General features: G+C 36.9%; 18 protein-coding genes. 13 read left to right on the top strand and 5 right to left on the bottom strand.

Features of this window, described 5'->3' with window-relative positions:
- The first annotated feature begins 17 nt into the window (after window positions 1-17).
- From EIB73_RS11110 to EIB73_RS11100, 3 genes are read left to right on the top strand one after another with little or no spacing between them, the layout of a single operon-like run.
- A complete protein-coding gene (locus EIB73_RS11110) occupies window positions 18-1,298 on the top strand; it encodes a sigma-54 interaction domain-containing protein (protein WP_125025341.1) in 1,281 nt (426 codons plus the stop codon).
- A gap of 44 nt (window positions 1,299-1,342) precedes the next feature.
- On the top strand, window positions 1,343-1,864 hold the full coding sequence (locus EIB73_RS11105; protein WP_125026105.1) for an LptE family protein: 522 nt from the start codon (window positions 1,343-1,345) through the stop codon (window positions 1,862-1,864).
- Between the two features lies 1 nt (window position 1,865).
- Entirely contained in the window at window positions 1,866-3,953 is a 2,088-nt protein-coding gene (locus EIB73_RS11100; RefSeq protein WP_125025340.1) for a hypothetical protein, read from the top strand.
- A 31-nt stretch (window positions 3,954-3,984) separates the two neighbouring features.
- Here the strand turns inward: EIB73_RS11100 and EIB73_RS11095 are convergent, their stop codons facing one another.
- The 4 genes from EIB73_RS11095 to EIB73_RS11080 all read right to left on the bottom strand — a co-directional run bounded on the left by EIB73_RS11095 (window position 3,985) and on the right by EIB73_RS11080 (window position 6,430).
- Window positions 3,985-4,632, bottom strand: a complete 648-nt coding sequence (locus EIB73_RS11095; protein WP_125025339.1) for a DUF4126 domain-containing protein — start codon at window positions 4,630-4,632, stop codon at window positions 3,985-3,987.
- Window positions 4,633-4,696: 64 nt separating this feature from the next.
- Window positions 4,697-5,077, bottom strand: coding sequence for a ribonuclease P protein component (gene rnpA / locus EIB73_RS11090; RefSeq protein WP_125025338.1), 381 nt, complete (start codon window positions 5,075-5,077; stop codon window positions 4,697-4,699).
- Window positions 5,070-5,798 (bottom strand): tRNA threonylcarbamoyladenosine dehydratase, encoded by a 729-nt coding sequence (locus EIB73_RS11085; RefSeq protein WP_125025337.1) that lies wholly within the window; start codon window positions 5,796-5,798, stop codon window positions 5,070-5,072. Before EIB73_RS11085 ends, rnpA begins: the two co-directional genes overlap by 8 nt.
- A complete protein-coding gene (locus tag EIB73_RS11080) occupies window positions 5,795-6,430 on the bottom strand; it encodes a TatD family hydrolase (protein ID WP_125025336.1) in 636 nt (211 codons plus the stop codon). Before EIB73_RS11080 ends, EIB73_RS11085 begins: the two co-directional genes overlap by 4 nt.
- Before the next feature lie 94 nt (window positions 6,431-6,524).
- Here EIB73_RS11080 and EIB73_RS11075 point away from each other — a divergent pair, with 94 nt between their 5' ends.
- From EIB73_RS11075 to EIB73_RS11040, 8 genes are all read left to right on the top strand, one after another.
- On the top strand, window positions 6,525-7,151 hold the full coding sequence (locus EIB73_RS11075; protein ID WP_125025335.1) for a TetR/AcrR family transcriptional regulator: 627 nt from the start codon (window positions 6,525-6,527) through the stop codon (window positions 7,149-7,151).
- A 108-nt stretch (window positions 7,152-7,259) separates the two neighbouring features.
- Window positions 7,260-8,234 carry an outer membrane protein assembly factor BamD gene (locus EIB73_RS11070; protein ID WP_125025334.1) on the top strand — a complete coding sequence of 325 codons (975 nt, stop codon included), beginning with the start codon at window positions 7,260-7,262 and terminating at the stop codon, window positions 8,232-8,234.
- Window positions 8,235-8,275: 41 nt separating this feature from the next.
- Entirely contained in the window at window positions 8,276-8,599 is a 324-nt protein-coding gene (locus EIB73_RS11065) for a DNA-directed RNA polymerase subunit omega (RefSeq protein ID WP_125025333.1), read from the top strand.
- Between the two features lie 124 nt (window positions 8,600-8,723).
- On the top strand, window positions 8,724-9,920 hold the full coding sequence (coaBC, locus tag EIB73_RS11060) for a bifunctional phosphopantothenoylcysteine decarboxylase/phosphopantothenate--cysteine ligase CoaBC (protein WP_125025332.1): 1,197 nt from the start codon (window positions 8,724-8,726) through the stop codon (window positions 9,918-9,920).
- A 37-nt stretch (window positions 9,921-9,957) separates the two neighbouring features.
- Window positions 9,958-10,863: a type IX secretion system protein PorD gene (porD, locus tag EIB73_RS11055; protein WP_125025331.1), complete on the top strand. Its 906-nt coding sequence runs from the start codon at window positions 9,958-9,960 to the stop codon at window positions 10,861-10,863.
- A 175-nt stretch (window positions 10,864-11,038) separates the two neighbouring features.
- Window positions 11,039-12,688, top strand: coding sequence for a DNA repair protein RecN (locus tag EIB73_RS11050; protein ID WP_125025330.1), 1,650 nt, complete (start codon window positions 11,039-11,041; stop codon window positions 12,686-12,688).
- A gap of 51 nt (window positions 12,689-12,739) precedes the next feature.
- Window positions 12,740-14,206, top strand: coding sequence for a DUF5687 family protein (locus tag EIB73_RS11045; protein ID WP_125025329.1), 1,467 nt, complete (start codon window positions 12,740-12,742; stop codon window positions 14,204-14,206).
- Window positions 14,207-14,275: 69 nt separating this feature from the next.
- Window positions 14,276-14,995, top strand: a complete 720-nt coding sequence (locus tag EIB73_RS11040) for an ABC transporter ATP-binding protein (protein ID WP_125025328.1) — start codon at window positions 14,276-14,278, stop codon at window positions 14,993-14,995.
- Window positions 14,996-15,091: 96 nt separating this feature from the next.
- On the opposite strand, the gene fumC is transcribed toward EIB73_RS11040, so the two are convergent.
- Window positions 15,092-16,474, bottom strand: coding sequence for a class II fumarate hydratase (gene fumC / locus EIB73_RS11035; RefSeq protein ID WP_125025327.1), 1,383 nt, complete (start codon window positions 16,472-16,474; stop codon window positions 15,092-15,094).
- Window positions 16,475-16,615: 141 nt separating this feature from the next.
- Between fumC and EIB73_RS11030 the strand changes: the two genes are divergently transcribed.
- Together EIB73_RS11030 and EIB73_RS11025 are read left to right on the top strand one after the other, a co-directional pair.
- Window positions 16,616-17,236, top strand: a complete 621-nt coding sequence (locus EIB73_RS11030) for a hypothetical protein (RefSeq protein ID WP_125025326.1) — start codon at window positions 16,616-16,618, stop codon at window positions 17,234-17,236.
- Window positions 17,212-17,676 (top strand): WYL domain-containing protein, encoded by a 465-nt coding sequence (locus EIB73_RS11025; RefSeq protein ID WP_262706697.1) that lies wholly within the window; start codon window positions 17,212-17,214, stop codon window positions 17,674-17,676. The genes EIB73_RS11030 and EIB73_RS11025 overlap by 25 nt, the downstream gene beginning before the upstream one ends.
- Window positions 17,677-17,761 lie beyond the last annotated feature (85 nt).

Here is a 17,761-nt window from a genome sequence, read left to right as displayed (position 1 = left end):
ATCTTTAAATAAAAAAAATGACAGACTTACAATCCATAAAAACACGCTTCGGAATTATCGGAAATTATCCGGTGCTTAATCGTGCTTTACAAAAAGCAATTCAGGTCGCGCCCACTGATATTTCGGTATTGGTCATGGGAGAAAGCGGGGTTGGAAAAGAATTTATTCCTAAAATTATCCACGGCGAATCCAGAAGAAAGCATCAACCTTATATTGTTGTAAACTGTGGTGCAATACCGGAAGGAACAATTGATTCCGAATTATTTGGTCACGAAAAAGGTGCTTTTACAGGCGCAACTTCTACCCGAAAAGGATATTTTGAAGTGGCAGATGGCGGAACAATCTTTTTAGATGAAGTGGGGGAATTACCGATACAAACACAGGTTCGTTTGCTGCGTGTCTTAGAAAGTGGAGAGTTTATGAAAGTGGGCTCTTCTCAGGTTCAAAAAACAAATGTGAGAATTGTTGCCGCAACCAACGTAAATATGCTCAATGCGATTAATGATGGTCGATTTCGGGAAGATCTATATTATCGACTGAATACCGTGCAAATCGATATGCCGGCATTGCGCGACAGAAAAGGAGATATTCATTTGCTCTTCCGGAAATTTGCGATCGACTTTGCAGAAAAATATAGAATGCCGGAATTGGTTTTAACTGACGACGCCATTCAGTATTTAGAAAACTACCCCTTCCCGGGAAATGTTCGTCAGTTGCGAAATTTGGTGGAACAGATGACGGTTGTAGAACAGGAAAGATCCGTAAATGCAGTGAAATTATCAGAATATATTCCGATGCAGAATCAGCTCCCGGCGGTGATTCAGAAAGGCGGAGGAATTTCTTCGAGCGATTTTAATTCTGAAAGAGAAATCATGTACAAAATCCTTTTCGACATGAGAAATGATCTGAATGATCTAAAATCTCTCACTTCAGAATTGATAAAAAACCGCGGAAATAATGATCTTAGCCACCAGGAAAAGAATTTAATCAACCGTGTCTTCACTCCCGAAACACAGGTTCAAAGCCCCAACTCTCTCTTATATTTCGAAAATCAAAATCAGAATCCATATCAGAATTCCGCAGTCATTTCTAATTCTGATGAGAATTATGATGATGTAGAAGATATTGAAATCGAGGAAACAAAAGCAGATTCACTCTCCTTACAAAACAATGAAAGAGAACTGATCGTCAAAGCTTTAGAAAAGCACAAAGGCAGAAGGAACAAAGCAGCAGACGAGCTTGGGATTTCGCAAAGAACCCTTTACCGAAAAATTAAACAATATAATTTAGAAGAGTAATGAAGAGATTTCAAACGGCAGATTTCAGATTACAAACCAAAAATATGCGTTTAATTGCGCTCTTTTTACTTGGCTTTTTTTCTTTATCGCTTTCCACATCGTGCTATAGTTTTACAGGATCTTCATTAAGTCCCGAAACCAAAACCATAGAAATACGTGATTTTCCGAATAACGCACCATTAATGAATGCGAGTCTGTCACAGGAATTTTCAACTGCGATTCAAAATAGGTTTTTGCAAAGAACGACCTTAAAAGGCAGCAAAGAAAATCCCGATATTTTAATCGAAGGAGAAATTGTAGATTATTCCATTACGCCGACGACGATATCGAGTTCCGTAAATGCGCCCGGTGGAAATATTCAGGCGGCACAGAATAAACTGACGATCGTAGTGAAAGTTCATTACGAAAATAAAATAGAGCCTGACAAAAGTTTCGACAGAACGTATTCTGATGAAGCCGTTTTCAGTAGTGATTTAGACATCAACACGATTGAAGCATCGCAGGTAAAACTGGTGAACGAAAGAATCATCAATAAAATTTTTAATGATATTGTAGCCAACTGGTAAGATGAACGGAAGAATTTTAGAATTAGCAAAAAAACCCGAATTATTCCAGATCAAAGATTTGGAAATAATCAATACCGAGATAAAGAAAAATCCCTATATGCAAAGCTTGCGGGCTTTATATTTGTTGGGAACGCATCGCTTAATGCCGGAAAATTACACGAATGAACTTTCGGTAACAGCAGCATACACGACTGATAAAAAGATTTTATATCAACTCATTAATTCTCCTTCAAAAAAGGAGGTGGAAACACCGATAAAGGAATCCGAAAAAGAAACCCCAGCAGAGTCTGTTCCGGAAAAAGTGGAAGAAACTCCGGAAACCAAATTTGTTAAAGTCAAATCAGATCCGGTAGAAGCGCCAAAACCAGTTTACGTAAATGGGGAACTGAACCGAATTTTATTTGAAGGGGAAGAAGATTTTCTGGAAAGAGAAACCGAAATCATCGATTTGGAATCCACTATAGAATCGGGCCAGATCGTTACCCAGAAACCTGCGGAGGAAATTCAATCTGTTGCGCATGTAGAAGAAATACAAAACTTATCCAACGATTCCGAGGCTCACAGTTCGCTTAAAGAAGAGATTATCAAAGAAAACCCGGGAGTTGAGGATCAAACAATTGCAGAGCGGGCAACCGAAATTAATTTGCCGGAAGAAAGTGATGAAGTAGATTCTCCAATCAGCGATAGGGAAGATGACAAATTCTCAGAAACTCCAAATGCGGAAAACTTTAGTAAAGAAGAAATTATTGAAGTTAACCGAATTGAAGATGAAAAAGAGATCGCCGAAAAACCAACCGATATTAGTTTTCAAGAAGTAGAAGAATTTTTACCCGAAATAAAAGTAGAAGCGGAATCCGAAAATCCTGATCAGGTTTCAAAATTTGCAGAATCGCCCGATGCGGAAAACTTTAGCAAAGAAAAAATTATTAAAGAGGAAGCATTATCAGATGATCAGGAAGTGATTGAAAATTCGGCAGAACTAAGTTTTCATGCTACAGCCGATTTCTTGCCTGAGGTTAAAATTACACCAGTTAAACAAAAACCTGAGCTTCAGCAACCTCCCAAACAAAGCTTTAACAAGCATGAAGAGGAAATGAACCGACTGATTGCGGAGGTAGAAGCAAAGATGAAAGCGTCTAAAAAAACGGCGGTAAAAGAGGAGGACGAATCTCTAAAAAGTGCTGAGGTCAACTTTTCGGAAACCCAAAATTTTGATCTTTCGGAATCAGAAGAAAAACCGGCAGAAAAAGAAGCAGAAACTGTTACCGAGGAAGAACTTCCAAAAAATACTGTAGAAGAGAACGTTGAGAAAGCGATAGAAAAAGAAGCAGAAAAAGTGGAAGCAGAAACTGTTACCGAAGAAGAACTTCCAAAAAAGACTGTAGAAGAGAGCGTTGAAAAACCGATAGAAAAAGAAGCAGAAAAGACTCATATTGAGGAACGTAAGGCAGAAGAGCATAAAACAGACTGGAAGCCGATGTCCTTTTCTGCCAACATACCTGATGCTTTAATTTCTAAAAAAACAGAGGAAATTCCCGCTGAAAATAAAGATGTTGAAAAAGTAAATATTCCTGCTGATGATAAAAAAGAGGAAGAAGTACCAACAGAACGGCCGGCGTTTAATGTGTCCTTCTTTACGCAAAATGTATCTCCTTTAACCAAAGAAAAAAAGGAGGAAAAAAGCACAGATAAAACAGACCAAAACATCGTGGAGGAATCTGATGAAAGTAATGTTCCCACGTTTATTAATACCTGGCAAAACTGGCTGAAAATTGACCGTTCAAAAGAAACGGAAAATAATAAAAGTGAAATTTCTATTACAGAGATCAAGAACAAAGTCATTGAAAATTTCATCGAGAAAGAACCGAGAATTTCAAAGCTGAAAGAGGAATCGGACTTTGTTATCAGAGAAAGAAACGATGATATTTCCCACTTAATGACCGAAACTTTAGCGAACCTTTATATCGAACAGAAGCTGTATGCGAAAGCCATCAAAGCTTTTGGACTGCTTTCAGAAAAACATCCGTCCAAGGAAAAATATTTTAAAGATAAAATAAAGGAGATCAAGGAATTACGTCAAAATAAATAAAAAGAAACCCACTGCAATTCAGTGGGTTATTTTATTCCAGATGTTTTCGGTCAATTGCTTCAACATCAATTATTTTTGCAGGTTTATTGCTGTTGAATCCTTTAAACTTACGCCAGAGTTTTCGTCCCAGAAAAAGAACCGCAATCACTAAGATGATCGTTGCAATAAAAGCAATGATGGGTGCTGCCATTGCAAGAACCGACATTATTCCCGCACCTGCAGTTTCTGTTGTTGCCACTACAGAATTTCCCAAACCACCGGTCGTGGCAGTAGAAGCTGCACGTGTTCCGGCAAAACCTGAACTGATCGCAGCTGCGGTCCCGCCACCCGCAATGAGCGCCAAAGCCCATTGTGGAAAAGTTCCCACATCTGCGAACTGACTCGCGAACATCACCGAACCGGCAATCGTAGCCAAAGGAATCGACATGGTATCTAAAAGATGATCGACGAACGGAATGTAATAGGCCATAATCTCTACGACAGTTGCAATTCCGGTTGTAATTAAAACAGGTAAACCGGCAAGCCAGTGAAAACTGTCATTCATCGGAATCCAGCCCATATACGAAGCCAAACTTACGGCAAACATAGGCAGGAAGACACGAAATCCTGTTGCGGCGGCCAATCCAATTCCCATGAAAGCACTGAGAACGTAAGGCAAATAGGGTATATTGTCAAGCATTATTTTGGAGTTTAAAAATTATTGCTGATTCAAATTTACAAAAAGGATTGAAAATTTACCGAATTTATTTCACTGATTCACAAAGCTTTAAGAAATTTTCTTCTACAACTTTAAAATGTGCCGGCATTTCTTTAGAAATCCAGAAAACCATTGTTAGTGAGTTTGTCCCAAATTTTTCAGTGAAAAGATCTTTATTCAATCGGTAACATTCCCGTAATAATCTTTTAATTCGATTGCGGTCATGCGCTCTTTTAAAATGCTTTTTCGACACAGAAACACCAATCTTTTGATTGTCAAAAGAGAAACCGTCCTGTGGTTTTTTATCTAAATTAAGAGTGATTATTCTTACATTTTCATAGGTTTTCCACTTCCCTTTTTCAAAAAGCAACCCAATTTCTTTTTTTTGTTTTAGTTTTTCGTGCTTCGGAAGTTTGAAATCACTCATCTTTTTTTATTAAATAATTAATGACTTCTGCGGCGGCGTAAAGACCAAAAATCGCCGGTATATAACTAATGGTGCCGTAAAAAGATTTTTTAAAGTTGGTTCCATCGGTCAGTTTTAAGCTGTTTTCATTCTGTATTTCAGTAGAAAAAACGCAACGAACGCCTTTATCGATCCCTTCTTTTTTCAAACGTTTACGAACCTGCTTAGCAAGATGGCAGCTTTGTGTTTTGTGAATATCGCGGACGAGAACTTTCGAAGGATCCATTTTTCCACCCGCACCCATGCAGCTCACAACTTTCACTTTTCGGCGGCGGGCATTTAAGATGAGTGTCACTTTTGGGGAAACACTGTCAATGCAATCCAGAACGTAGTCGAAAGATTCCACCTCAAAAATGGCAGCCATATCTTCAGGATTTAAAAATTGGTTGAGTCGCGTCAATTTTAAATCTGGATTGATATCTAAAAGTCGGTCGCCAACCACATCTACTTTAGATTTCCCCAAGGTAGAGTGAAGCGCAGGGAGTTGGCGATTGATATTGGTTAAATCAACAGTATCCCCATCTACAATGGTCATTTTTCCCACGCCTGCCCGCGCCAAAAATTCTGCTGCAAAAGAACCCACACCGCCCAGACCTACTACTAAAAGATTTGCATCTCGTAATTTTTCCAGGCCTTCTTCTTTGATCAATAATTCTGTTCTTTCGAGCCAGTCTTTTTTCATAATACAGTTGAAATATTAAAAATTTTCAGATTTTCCTTCATTTTTTCTTGAAGTTCTTCGATCGTTATTCCTTTTAATTCCGCCACTTTTTGATAAAGCTCCTGGAGATTAAAATCGTCATCATCGGTTTCCAGAAATAATTTTTCTAACGGAAAATCTTTTACAAACTGCTGCAAATTTACATGATGCAACACTGTTTTTCCAAAACTTAAGTAAAATTGGTGTTTCTGCAATTCTTCACCCACCGTTTTCCTCTTGTTAAAACCATGCACAATCATGGGGACTTTTGCTTTCTTTTTTAAAGGAATCAATTGGGAAAAGCGGCGGACACAATGAATAATTAAAGGTTTATTTCTTTCGTTGGCTAATTCGATCTGACGGTTAAAAACATCTTCCTGTATGGAATTATTAACATCAATAAGTCCATCTAAACCACATTCGCCAATAGCTACACAATTTTTATGTTTCGAAATTTCTTCCAGCCAATCAAATTGATTGGGAATATTCCAACCTGCATCATTTGGATGAATTCCAGCCGAAAATAAACCAAAAGGCACGGTTTCATTAAATCTTAAATTATAAATTCCGTTTTCTCTTTGGATATGGTGATGGTGGAAATCGAAATAAGTCATCCTCAAAAATAACTAAAAAGTGCTCATCTGCGATTAAACATTTGTTTTAAATTGTCTTTTATTTTCTTTAACTTTACTAAAAACTACATCACCTATGAAGAAAAAATTTACTGAAAAACAAATTCATATACTCAACGTTGCCGAAAAACTGATTGCTAAAAAAGGTTTTGAGGGAACATCGGTGCGTGATATTTCGGCCCAGGCGAATATTAATGTTGCCATGATTTCCTACTATTTTGGCTCAAAAGAGAAAATGATGTCTTACCTCTATCGCTACCGCGTGCAAAAAACACGGGAGAGTTTTGCAGAATTTGCAGAGATCATCAGAGAAGGAAAGCCGGAAATGCAGATGAAAGAACTGATCAAGTATGTGGTGAATCAATTATTTAAATTTAATTATTTTCATGGGTTTGTGACGCAGGAACTTCGACATACGGAACATTTAAAAGAAGATCTGCTGGAGTTCTACAGAACTTTTACCTCCAAAATTGATGATGTCATAAAAAAAGGAGTCGCGTCGGGGGCTTTCACAAATGCTCCTAAACCTGAAGACATTCTTACTTTAATTGTAGGCTCTTCACTTTTCGTCATTAGAAATAAAAATTTTTACGAATTATACGTTTCCGGAAAAGAGGAAAATTATTTGGAAGAAGCGGAGAAAAAAGTATTAGCGAACCTTTTAGTAACCGTTTTTTCGCTGATCGGCTATCAAACCGATTAATAAATTAGTTAAATTATCATAAAAAAAAATCTATTGATAAAAAAGTTATATTTTTGCAAACTGAACCGCAGAAATTATTAATAAAGTAATTCCTGCAATATTTTATTTATGAAAAAATATTTGATTATCCTTCTGGCATATTTTGCATTAGCCGCCTGTAACAAGCAACAAGACTTGGCAATGAAAAGTGCAGATAAAGATTATATCTTAAAAGTCGCCAACGAGAACTTCGCGAAGAAAAAGTGGAAAGATGCTTTGGCTTTGTACGAAAGACTTTCGAACTTAGTTGCTGGGACCGATGACGCACCTGATGTTGTGTACAATTCGGCTTATGCTAACTATTATGATAAAAACTACAAATTAGCAGGGCACCAGTTTAAAAACTTTTCGGTAACATTTCCACAAGATAAGCGCGCAGAAGATGCTGCCTATATGTCGGCTTTGTGTTATTATGAAGGCAGCATGGATTACAATTTGGATCAAACAAGTACTGACCTGGCAATCAATGAACTTCAGAATTTCTTAAACAATTATCCCGACTCGGAGAAATCTAAGAATATTAATGAACTTATAGATGAGCTGACATACAAATTGGAATTCAAAGCGTATGAAAATGCAAAGCAATACTTCAAAATGGCTGAATACAAAGCCGCAAGTACTTCTTTTGAAAATGTTTTAGACGATTTCCCAAGTACAAAATTGCGTAGTAAAATATACGATTACATTTTGAAATCAAAATATGAACTGGCCATGAACTCAGTTTATGAATTGAAAAAAGATCGTATCGAAAATGCTTTGGCTTACACTAAACTCATCGAACGCGAGCTTCCGAATAGTGATTTATCTAAAACAGCTTTAGATTTGAGAAATAAGTTAACCAAAGAGAAAGAAAATTTTGCCGAAGTTGAGAAAAAAGTAGAAGCCCGTAAAAAAGAGCTGACCGACAGACAAATGGAAGCTGAAGCAAAATTTAATATGGAGAAAGACCAGCGCGATGCTGCAAAAAAAGCAGATCAAACGAGCAGAGACAGTGCCGCCTTGGCAACACCTGCGCCCGCAGCAACTTTCCCAATCCAAAGATAATCCGTACATTTGCAAACTCCAATTATAACAACCAACTGAAAATGAGCGTAAAAGATTCTAAAGCCGAATTAAGTACCATAACTTACGATAGAGATAAAATCGAGCAGAATGTAAGTTCTATCTACGAAGCGATCGTCGTAATGGGTAAAAGAGCAGAGCAAATCAATGCTGAAATCCGTTCTGAACTTCATAATAAATTAGATGAATTTGCTGTGCACAATTCAACCTTGGAAGAAGTATTCGAAAACAAGGAACAAATCGAGATCTCTAAACATTACGAAAAACTTCCGAAACCAACTTCAATTGCAATTCAAGAATGGTTAGACGATGAGATCTACTATAGAAAAACTGAGGAAAAAAACTAATTATTTATTTCTTTAATTATTATAAAAGTCGCAGAACATCTTTGTTTTGTGACTTTTGTCTTTTTAGAGATCCTTGCATTACCGAAATTTTAAGTAAATTCGTTCAACTTTTAAATTTAAATCAATGAAACTTCAGGGTAAGAAAATTCTCATCTGTATTTCCGGCGGAATTGCCGCATACAAAATCAATTACCTCATCAGAGATTTTATAAAAAAAGACGCAGAAGTTCAGGTCTTAATGACACCTCCCGCCGAGCAGTTCGTTTCTAAACTCACCCTTTCCACTTTGTCAAAAAATCCAGTTTACAGCGATTTCTATTCGGAAAACGGCACCTGGAACAATCATGTAGAACTGGCAATTTGGGCCGATGTTATTATAATGGCTCCCTGCACTGCGAATACCCTGTCGAAAATGGTTCATGGGACGTGCGACAATTTAGTACTCGCAACCTACATGTCTGCGAAATGTCCTGTATTTATTGCTCCCGCAATGGATTTGGATATGTATAAACATCCCTCAACACAACAGAATCTGGAATTAGCAGCGGATTTTGGTCATCATATTATTCCTGCCGAAGAGGGCGAACTGGCCAGCGGATTATCCGGTGTAGGAAGAATGGCGGAACCAGAAAATATTTCCAAAGTTATTGAAGATTTTTTTCAGTCGACTCAAAGTTTAAAAGGGAAAACCGTTTTAATTACAGCTGGACCAACCTATGAAGCGCTTGATCCTGTGCGGTTTATTGGCAATCATTCTTCGGGAAAGATGGGATATTCTCTGGCAGAAGAGGCTGCAAATCGCGGAGCTCAGGTGATATTAATTTCAGGACCAAGTGCCGAGAAAACAAACAATCAGAACATCCAACTACACCGGGTTGTTTCGGCCAAAGAAATGTTTGACAAGGTTTTTGAAAACTATGAAAACGCAGATATTGCTATTGCAAGTGCTGCCGTTGCGGATTACGCTCCAAAAGAAATTGCCCAAGAAAAAATAAAAAAGAACGATGATTCATTGACAATTGAACTCGTTAAAAATCCGGACATTTTAAAAACCATGGGCGAGCGAAAAACAAAACAGTTTCTCGTAGGTTTCGCATTAGAAACTCAAAATGAAGAGGAAAATGCCAAGGGAAAATTAAAGAAAAAAAATCTAAATATGATCGTTCTCAATTCTTTGAGGGACGAAGGAGCTGGTTTCAAAGGCGGAACAAACAAAATTAAAATCATTACAGAATCGAGTCTCACAGAATTTTCTTTGAAATCTAAAACTGAAGTCGCCAAAGATATTTTAAATTTTGTCGAAGAACAGATTTTAAAATAATATCCCTAAATTTCCGTTTTCAAATTTTATCCTTACAATGAAGAAATCTTTTACCATATTCCTCCTTATTTTTTCCTTTCAATTGAGTTTTGCCCAGGAATTGCTGGCAACAGTGCAAGTCAATAGCCAACAGTTAGGCGGCAGTAATACGCAGGTTTATAAAACTTTAGAAAAAAACTTACGGGATTTTATTAATAATACGAGTTGGACCGGAAAAAAATTACAGAATTTCGAAAAGATCAAATGTAATTTTGCAATCGTCATCAATGAGAAAGCGGGAAGCAGTAATTACAAAGCAAGTATCGTTGTACAGGCCGTTCGACCGGTTTTTAATACCACCTATGAAACGCCACTTTTAAATCTTAATGACACCAATTTTAGTTTCGATTATACGGAAAACGAAAATTTAGTTTTTAATGACCGACAGTTTTCGGGTAAAAATTTAATTGATGTCATCAGTTTTTATGTCTACACTATTTTAGGCTACGATGCGGACAGTTTTAAAGTGCGCGGCGGACAACCTTTTTTCGAGAAAGCATTAAAAATATCCAATAACGCACAAAATCAAAATTACGCCGGTTGGTCGCTCATTGAAGGGCCAAGAACCAGAGCAGCTTTGATCGACAATATGCTCAAACCGGAACAGAGTACGCTTCGAAATCTTTACTATACTTATCACCGCGCAGGTTTAGACAATCTGGGAAAACAGGATCAGTCATCCGGTAAAAAAATTATCGCGGATGCTTTAATGCAGTTAAAAACATACGAGAATAGTTTCCAGATGAATTATCCGGTGAATATTTTTATAGACACGAAAAAACAGGAAATTTTCGACATCTTTAATTCCGGAAATAATGCCAATGTGAATATGGCCGATTTAAAAGCGTTATTTACTGTTTTATCTCCAAAAGATATCGAAACCAAGTGGAATAAATGGAAATAATTTTTCCCCTATTTTAAGGGAAGAGAAACCGTACGATAAATAAAGCTTAGATCTTCGTATAATGGCATTATTGTGGCTCTCTTCGTTATCACTTTTATTTCATAATGTCTTTTAAAGTCTTAAATTTGCAGACTGAAATTCAGCGGTCAAATTTCATAACAGATTTTTTAAAAATATGCTTTCACGAATTTTCATTCAAAACTTCGCGCTTATAGATTCACTCGAAATTACTTTAAACAAAGGTTTACAAGTTATTACGGGAGAAACTGGTGCGGGAAAATCCATCATTTTGGGCGCACTGCGTTTGATTTTGGGTGAGAGAGCTGATACTAAATCCATTCAGAGCACGGAAACGAAAAGTATCGTGGAAGCCGAATTTATAGTTCATGAAAATTTTAAAGATTTTTTTGAAGAAAACGATCTGGATTTTGAGCTTAATACCGTTATTCGCCGGGAAATTCTACCTACCGGAAAATCCAGAGCTTTTGTAAACGATGTTCCTGTAACTCTTGAAACATTAAAGAAACTTTCTGAAAGATTGATTGACATTCATTCCCAGTTCGAGACTTCAAATCTGTTTGAGGAAGAATATCAATTTCGCATGATTGATGGGCTATCGAAAAACAAGACCCTGATTATCAGTTATCAACAAGAGTTTTTGGCTTATAAAACGTTAGTTAGAGAACTTGAGCAATATAAAAAACAACTGTCAGAGGGCAATAAAGAAAACGATTACAAAGTATTTTTATTAGAGGAATTACTTGAAGTCAATTTGGATGTATTTGATTTGGAAGATGTTCAGAATCAACTGAGCAAACAGGAAAATGCAGAAACCATTATCGAAAATCTTTCTTTGATTTTTAAGAAAATGGATCAGGAAGAAATCGGCGTTCTCGATTCGTTACTCGACGTGAAGAGTAAGCTGTCAAAAGTGGCTTCATTGTCTCATGAGTACACCGAATTGAATCAACGGTTCGAGGAGAATTTTGTAGAATTTAAAGATCTTCTTTTTGAATTGCAGAATGAAGCCGACAAAATGGAAACCAGCCCTGAAGTTCTTTCCGACTTGTCTTCGCAACTCAACAAGATTAATTCTCTATTTCTAAAACACAAAGTAAATTCTGTGGAGGAATTAATTGCCATTCGCGATAAAATTCAGAACGAACAGAACAGTTTTGCAGAGCTGGAGCTGTTGATCGACCAAACAGAAAAGAAAATAGAAACTGCGTCTGAACATTTAAAAAAGCTGGCGATTCAATTATCTGATAACCGAAAAAAGGCAATCCCAAGTTTTATTAAGAAAACGGAAAAATTGCTGAATCAGTTAGGTTTAGAGAAAGCGAAAATTGAAGTTCAACTTACAGATACGGAAAATTTTCATCATTTCGGAAAAGAAAATATTGCTTTGATGTTTCAGGCGAATTCCGGTTTCCCTTTGAAACCCATTCAAACCGCTATTTCTGGTGGTGAACGTTCCCGCGTTATGCTTTCCATTAAAAAATTGATGGCTGAAAATTCTGAATTACCGACTTTAATTCTGGATGAAATTGATACCGGAGTTTCGGGGAAAGTGGCGGAAGAAATCGGGAATGTGATGAAAGAAATGTCCAAGAACATGCAACTCATCGTCATCAGTCACCTTGCACAGGTTGCTGCAAAAGGAAACAACAATTACAAAGTCATTAAAAGAGAGGTTGCCGGCAAAACCCAGTCCACCATTATTTCTCTTAATCAAGAAGAAAAACTGCAGGAAATCGCCCAACTTCTTTCCGGAAGTAAAATCACGGAAGCTGCTGTTTCGCAAGCAAAAGAATTAATGAAATAATATATCTGTAACATTTTTCTTATTTTTAGACTTATCAATAAATCTAAGAAAATGTATCGCAGACTCATCCAACTTGAATTCAAGAATTTTTTCCGTAATCCACAGTTCGGTGCCAACCTCGGAATGAAAATTTTGATGTTTTTTGGAATGGCATATTTCAGCTTTCTGTTTGTAGCCATGCCTTTCTTGCTTTACTTTTTGGCGAAGGAAAAATTACATACCGATCCACTACTTATTTTTTGTAAATATTTTATTTATTACTGGGCGTTTGATTTAATACTTCGCTACTTTCTGCAGCAAATGCCGACGCAAAATATAAAACCCTTTCTCACCGTAGGTATTACGAAGAAAAAACTGGTAAATTATACGATCGTAAAAGTGCTGTTTAATTTCTTTAATTGGGGAAATTTACTGTTTCTTCTTCCTTTTGCGGGACTTCTAATTTATGATGGTGGATATTCTGTGATTCATGTCCTTATGTTTACAATTGGGATCTTCGCTATTTTCTACTTTAACAATTTCCTCAATATTTTGCTGAATGGGAAGGATATCATTGTTATTTCAGTATTTGGGTTTATGGCTTTGTTTGGTATCCTGGAATATTTCAAGGTGATTGAACTCTCGCATTATTCAGAAAAAATATTCTACAGCTTTTTTCAATATACCGGAGCTTTCTTAATCCCAATCATAATGGCATTCACTGCCGGATATTTTGCCTACCGTTTGATTTACACCAATTTTTATCTGGACAAAGGTTTGGAATTAAAAAAGGCAGAAGGTAAAACAGAAAGTATTGATTTTCTTAACAGATACGGTGTGATGGGAACTTTCATTAACAATGATATTCGTCTGCTCAAAAGAAGTAAAGCAGCAAAATCGGCACTTACAGCCAGCGTCTTCTTTCTGTTTTACGGTTTACTCATCTTCTCGAAAGGGTATGACAACAGTTTTATGCAATTGTTTATGGGCATTTTTGTGACAGGCGGTTTCATGCTGATGTTTGGCCAGAGAGTTCCCAGTTGGGACAGTTCCTATTATCCACTTATGATGACGCAAAATGTTCCCTACAAAGAATATCTAAAAGGTAAATGGTCGCTGATCATCATTGGAATCTCCGTCTCTATTATTTTAGCATCCGCTTATCTTTTCATCAGTTGGGAGTTTTATTTAACGGTCATTGCGGCAGGTCTGTACAATTTGGGCGTCAATTCCTATATCACACTTCTGGCCGGCGCTTTTAATAAAAAACCAATCGACCTGAATTCTAAAAGCAAATCTTTCGGGGCCGGCGGAAATAATTTTAATATGAAAATAATGCTGTTGATGATTCCTCAAATGGTATTGCCCATGGGTGTTTTTGCAGTCGTTAAATACTTCTTTGGAATTTATCCCGCTGTTGCGAGTTTGGGAATTTTGGGAATTATAGGTTTCCTGTTTAGAGATAAAATTTTCGATTATATTGTAAAAGTCTATAAAACTCAAAAATATTCCACACTTGACGCGTTCAAAAAAGTTTAGTCTGTTTTTAAAAATTCTCCAGTAAAATATTTTCCTACTACCACAACCCAAAACCTAATACCTAATAAAATGATCTCTATTCAAAATATATCTAAAGTTTACGGAACCAAAAAAGTTCTTCATATTGACAGTCTGGAAATTCCGAAAGGCGAAAGTTTCGGCTTGGTAGGAAATAATGGCGCCGGAAAAACCACACTTTTCAGTCTCTTATTAGATTTAATAGAACCTACCACTGGATTTATTGAGATTGATGGGAACAAAGTGAACGAGAATGAGAACTGGAAAAAGAAAGTTTCTGCTTTTATCGACGACACTTTTTTAATTGGATATTTAACTCCCGAAGAATATTTTTATTTCTTAGGCGAACTTCGCGGTGAAAGCAGAGCAAATGTGGATTCTTTTTTAAAACAGTTTGCAGATTTTTTCAATGGGGAGATCTTAAATGCCAAAAAATATATCCGTGATTTATCTAAAGGAAATCAGAAAAAAGTCGGAATTGTTGGGGCTTTAATCGGAACCCCGGAAATTATTGTTTTAGATGAACCGTTTGCGAATTTAGATCCATCCACGCAAATTAAATTGAAAAAGTTAATTAAAAACTGGACGCAAAATGAGCACGTCACATTTTTAATCTCCAGTCACGATCTGGCGCACACCACCGAAGTTAGCAATAGAATTGTCTTACTCGACAAAGGCCAATTGGTTAAAGATATCATCACCACTCTCGAAACATTACAGGAACTGGAAGATTTCTTTGCCACTTCTGTGGAAAATGAAAGCCTAGTTTAAAGAACAGCATTTCACAATAAAAAAGATTCCGAGCACAACACTCGGAATTTTTTTAAAGGCGAATAAGATATTTTGTCTGTAACTTCTTTGACTGATTTAAACCATATCTTCCGGTTTTACCCATTCATCAAACTGTTCCGCCGTTAGCAAACCTAAATTAATAGCTTCTTCTTTTAAAGTCGTTCCATTTTTGTGCGCGGTTTTTGCAATTTTTGCAGCATTTTCATAACCGATGTGCGTATTTAAAGCCGTTACCAACATTAATGATTTTTCAACGAGTTCTTTAATTCGTGGTTCATTCGGTTCGATTCCAACCGCACAATGATCGTTAAAAGAAATACAGGCGTCACCCAACAATTGGGCAGATTGTAAAAAATTGAACGCCATCACCGGTTTAAAAACATTCAGTTCAAAATTTCCCTGCGTTCCGGCGAAAGAAATCGTGGTGTCATTTCCTAAAACCTGTGCGCAAACCATGGTGATTGCTTCATTCTGGGTCGGATTAACTTTCCCCGGCATAATTGAAGATCCGGGTTCATTTTCCGGAATATGAATTTCACCAATTCCTGATCTAGGCCCTGAAGCGAGGAAACGAATATCCTGCGCGATTTTGTATAATGCTACCGCCAATTGTTTCAACGCTCCGTGAGTTTCCACAATCGCGTCGTGAGCAGCCAATGCTTCAAATTTATTCGGGGCCGTCTCAAACGGAAGTCCTGTGAATTCTGAAATGTATTTTGCGACTAAAACATCATAACCTTTTGGCGTATTCAAACCAGTTCCAACCGCAGTTCCACCTAAAGCGATTTCCTGCAAATGATCCAATGTATTACTAATGGCTTTCATGGCATAATCCAATTGCGCCACGTAGCCGGAAAATTCCTGACCTAAAGTTAAAGGTGTTGCATCCATTAAATGGGTTCGTCCAATTTTCACCACCGTTTTAAAACTTTCTGCTTTGCCGTGCAAAGTATCGCGCAACTTTTCAACGGCCGGCAAAGTATGTTCAACCACTTTTTTATAGGCTGCAATATGCATCGCAGTTGGGAAAGTATCGTTTGAACTCTGTGATTTATTGACATCATCGTTTGGGTGAACTTCTGACTTTTCACCTAAAGTTCCACCATTATTAACGTGTGCTTTATTTGAAACCACTTCGTTTACGTTCATGTTCGACTGTGTGCCGGAACCGGTTTGCCAGATCACGAGCGGAAACTGGTCATTTAATTTTCCTTCTAAAATTTCATCGCACACTTTCGCAATCATATCTCTTTTCTCACTGGAAAGAACGCCCAATTCGGCATTGGTAAATGCTGCAGCTTTTTTTAAATAAGCAAATGCTTCTATGATCTCATGTGGCATCGAAGCTTCCGGACCAATCTTAAAATTATTTCTTGAACGCTCGGTTTGGGCTCCCCAAAATTTATCTGCAGGAACCTGTACATCGCCCATCGTGTCTTTTTCTGTTCTGTAATTCATTCTTTTAAATTTATCTCTTAAAATTAAGGAAATTAATAAAGCCAGGCAAAGAATCTCGATGATTAATATCCATTTTTAATAATAATATTATTGATGATAAAACATTTAAAATCACTATTTTTATGATATAAATTAAACGTTATGTCGGAGAAGTCAAAAAGGTTAATGATGATTTACAGCCGCTTGAAATCGGGTCCCGTAACAATCGATATGTTATCCAACTGGGCGAAGAAAAATGATCTGCAGATTTCATCCCGTACCTTTTACAGAGATTTATATGATTTGGAAAATTCTCTTATTTTACCTAATGAAAGATTAGTTGTTTCCGTTGGGGAAAAAAACCGAAAAACCTGGAAGATTGAATATATAAACAAGGAAGAACCGCTAACGGAATTTGATATTAATTCCTATATCCTATTTCAAAATTTTCTTCCGCAACCTGTTGTTTCCTCCAGACGGGATTCTCTCGGAAAAATCGTACGACTTTTTTATCAGCAATACAGTAAAAGTCAGTTCGAAAATTTTGTAGATGTGGCAAAAATGCAGATCAAAGCAACCCACTTTTATGAAGGTTCAAGTTTTACAGATTATCATAAAATACTGGATGACTGCATTTGGAGCATTCAGAATAAAAGACAGATGGAACTGATATCAATAAATTATGATTATACCTCAATTTCTTCCGACGTAACATTTCCCAGGTTTTTTTACCCGTACAAATTCTGTATCACCGGGGCGTGGTTCATATTTCCGGCTATCTGAAGGAAAGCAATCAATTACTCATTTTGGGTCTGGAGCAAATTTCAAAATACAAACTGACCAATGATCCATTTGATAACAGCAGCTATCTGCAGCATTTAGAAACTGAACTTTCACGACGATTTGGAATTACTCAAAATATCAATAATGAAGTTTATGATATTGAACTTGAATTCACCGAACGTACAGGGACTTTTGTACACAAACAGTTCTGGGATGAAACACAAAGATTCGAACGGCTTGAGAATGGAAATTTTTTAATGCACCTCAATTGTGGAATCAATCGCGAACTCATTGGGTGGATTTTCCAGTGGATGTCTAATGTGAAAGTAATCAAACCTGAAATTCTTAAAGAGTTGGTTGTAGAAAAACACAGGGAAATAATCCAGATTTATGAAGATGATATTGAACTCGTTTCAAATAATTCTTTCCGCCCCGCGTAGGTGGTTGACAAAAAATGACAATGTGATTTAGTATATTTGTAGACACAAATGATGAAAGAGAAAAGAAACATTTCTTATTCTACTA

It is taken from the genome of Kaistella carnis, assembly GCF_003860585.1.
GTDB classification, from domain to species: Bacteria; Bacteroidota; Bacteroidia; order Flavobacteriales; family Weeksellaceae; genus Kaistella; species Kaistella carnis.
The sequence above is the reverse complement of the archived record's forward strand: the minus strand, read 5'-3'. Positions and strand labels throughout refer to the sequence as shown.

Bases quoted from the DNA above. Each gene is read 5' to 3' on its own strand.
- EIB73_RS11095 (WP_125025339.1), bottom strand. From the start codon at position 4,632: ATGCTTGACAATATACCCTATTTGCCTTACGTTCTCAGTGCTTTCATG.
- EIB73_RS11045 (WP_125025329.1), top strand. From the start codon at position 12,740: ATGTATCGCAGACTCATCCAACTTGAATTCAAGAATTTTTTCCGTAAT.
- porD (WP_125025331.1), top strand. From the start codon at position 9,958: ATGAAGAAATCTTTTACCATATTCCTCCTTATTTTTTCCTTTCAATTG.
- fumC (WP_125025327.1), bottom strand. From the start codon at position 16,474: ATGAATTACAGAACAGAAAAAGACACGATGGGCGATGTACAGGTTCCT.
- EIB73_RS11040 (WP_125025328.1), top strand. From the start codon at position 14,276: ATGATCTCTATTCAAAATATATCTAAAGTTTACGGAACCAAAAAAGTT.
- EIB73_RS11100 (WP_125025340.1), top strand. From the start codon at position 1,866: ATGAACGGAAGAATTTTAGAATTAGCAAAAAAACCCGAATTATTCCAG.
- coaBC (WP_125025332.1), top strand. From the start codon at position 8,724: ATGAAACTTCAGGGTAAGAAAATTCTCATCTGTATTTCCGGCGGAATT.
- EIB73_RS11080 (WP_125025336.1), bottom strand. From the start codon at position 6,430: ATGACTTATTTCGATTTCCACCATCACCATATCCAAAGAGAAAACGGA.
- rnpA (WP_125025338.1), bottom strand. From the start codon at position 5,077: ATGAGTGATTTCAAACTTCCGAAGCACGAAAAACTAAAACAAAAAAAA.
- EIB73_RS11065 (WP_125025333.1), top strand. From the start codon at position 8,276: ATGAGCGTAAAAGATTCTAAAGCCGAATTAAGTACCATAACTTACGAT.
- EIB73_RS11085 (WP_125025337.1), bottom strand. From the start codon at position 5,798: ATGAAAAAAGACTGGCTCGAAAGAACAGAATTATTGATCAAAGAAGAA.
- EIB73_RS11050 (WP_125025330.1), top strand. From the start codon at position 11,039: ATGCTTTCACGAATTTTCATTCAAAACTTCGCGCTTATAGATTCACTC.
- EIB73_RS11105 (WP_125026105.1), top strand. From the start codon at position 1,343: ATGCGTTTAATTGCGCTCTTTTTACTTGGCTTTTTTTCTTTATCGCTT.
- EIB73_RS11075 (WP_125025335.1), top strand. From the start codon at position 6,525: ATGAAGAAAAAATTTACTGAAAAACAAATTCATATACTCAACGTTGCC.
- EIB73_RS11110 (WP_125025341.1), top strand. From the start codon at position 18: ATGACAGACTTACAATCCATAAAAACACGCTTCGGAATTATCGGAAAT.
- EIB73_RS11030 (WP_125025326.1), top strand. From the start codon at position 16,616: ATGTCGGAGAAGTCAAAAAGGTTAATGATGATTTACAGCCGCTTGAAA.
- EIB73_RS11070 (WP_125025334.1), top strand. From the start codon at position 7,260: ATGAAAAAATATTTGATTATCCTTCTGGCATATTTTGCATTAGCCGCC.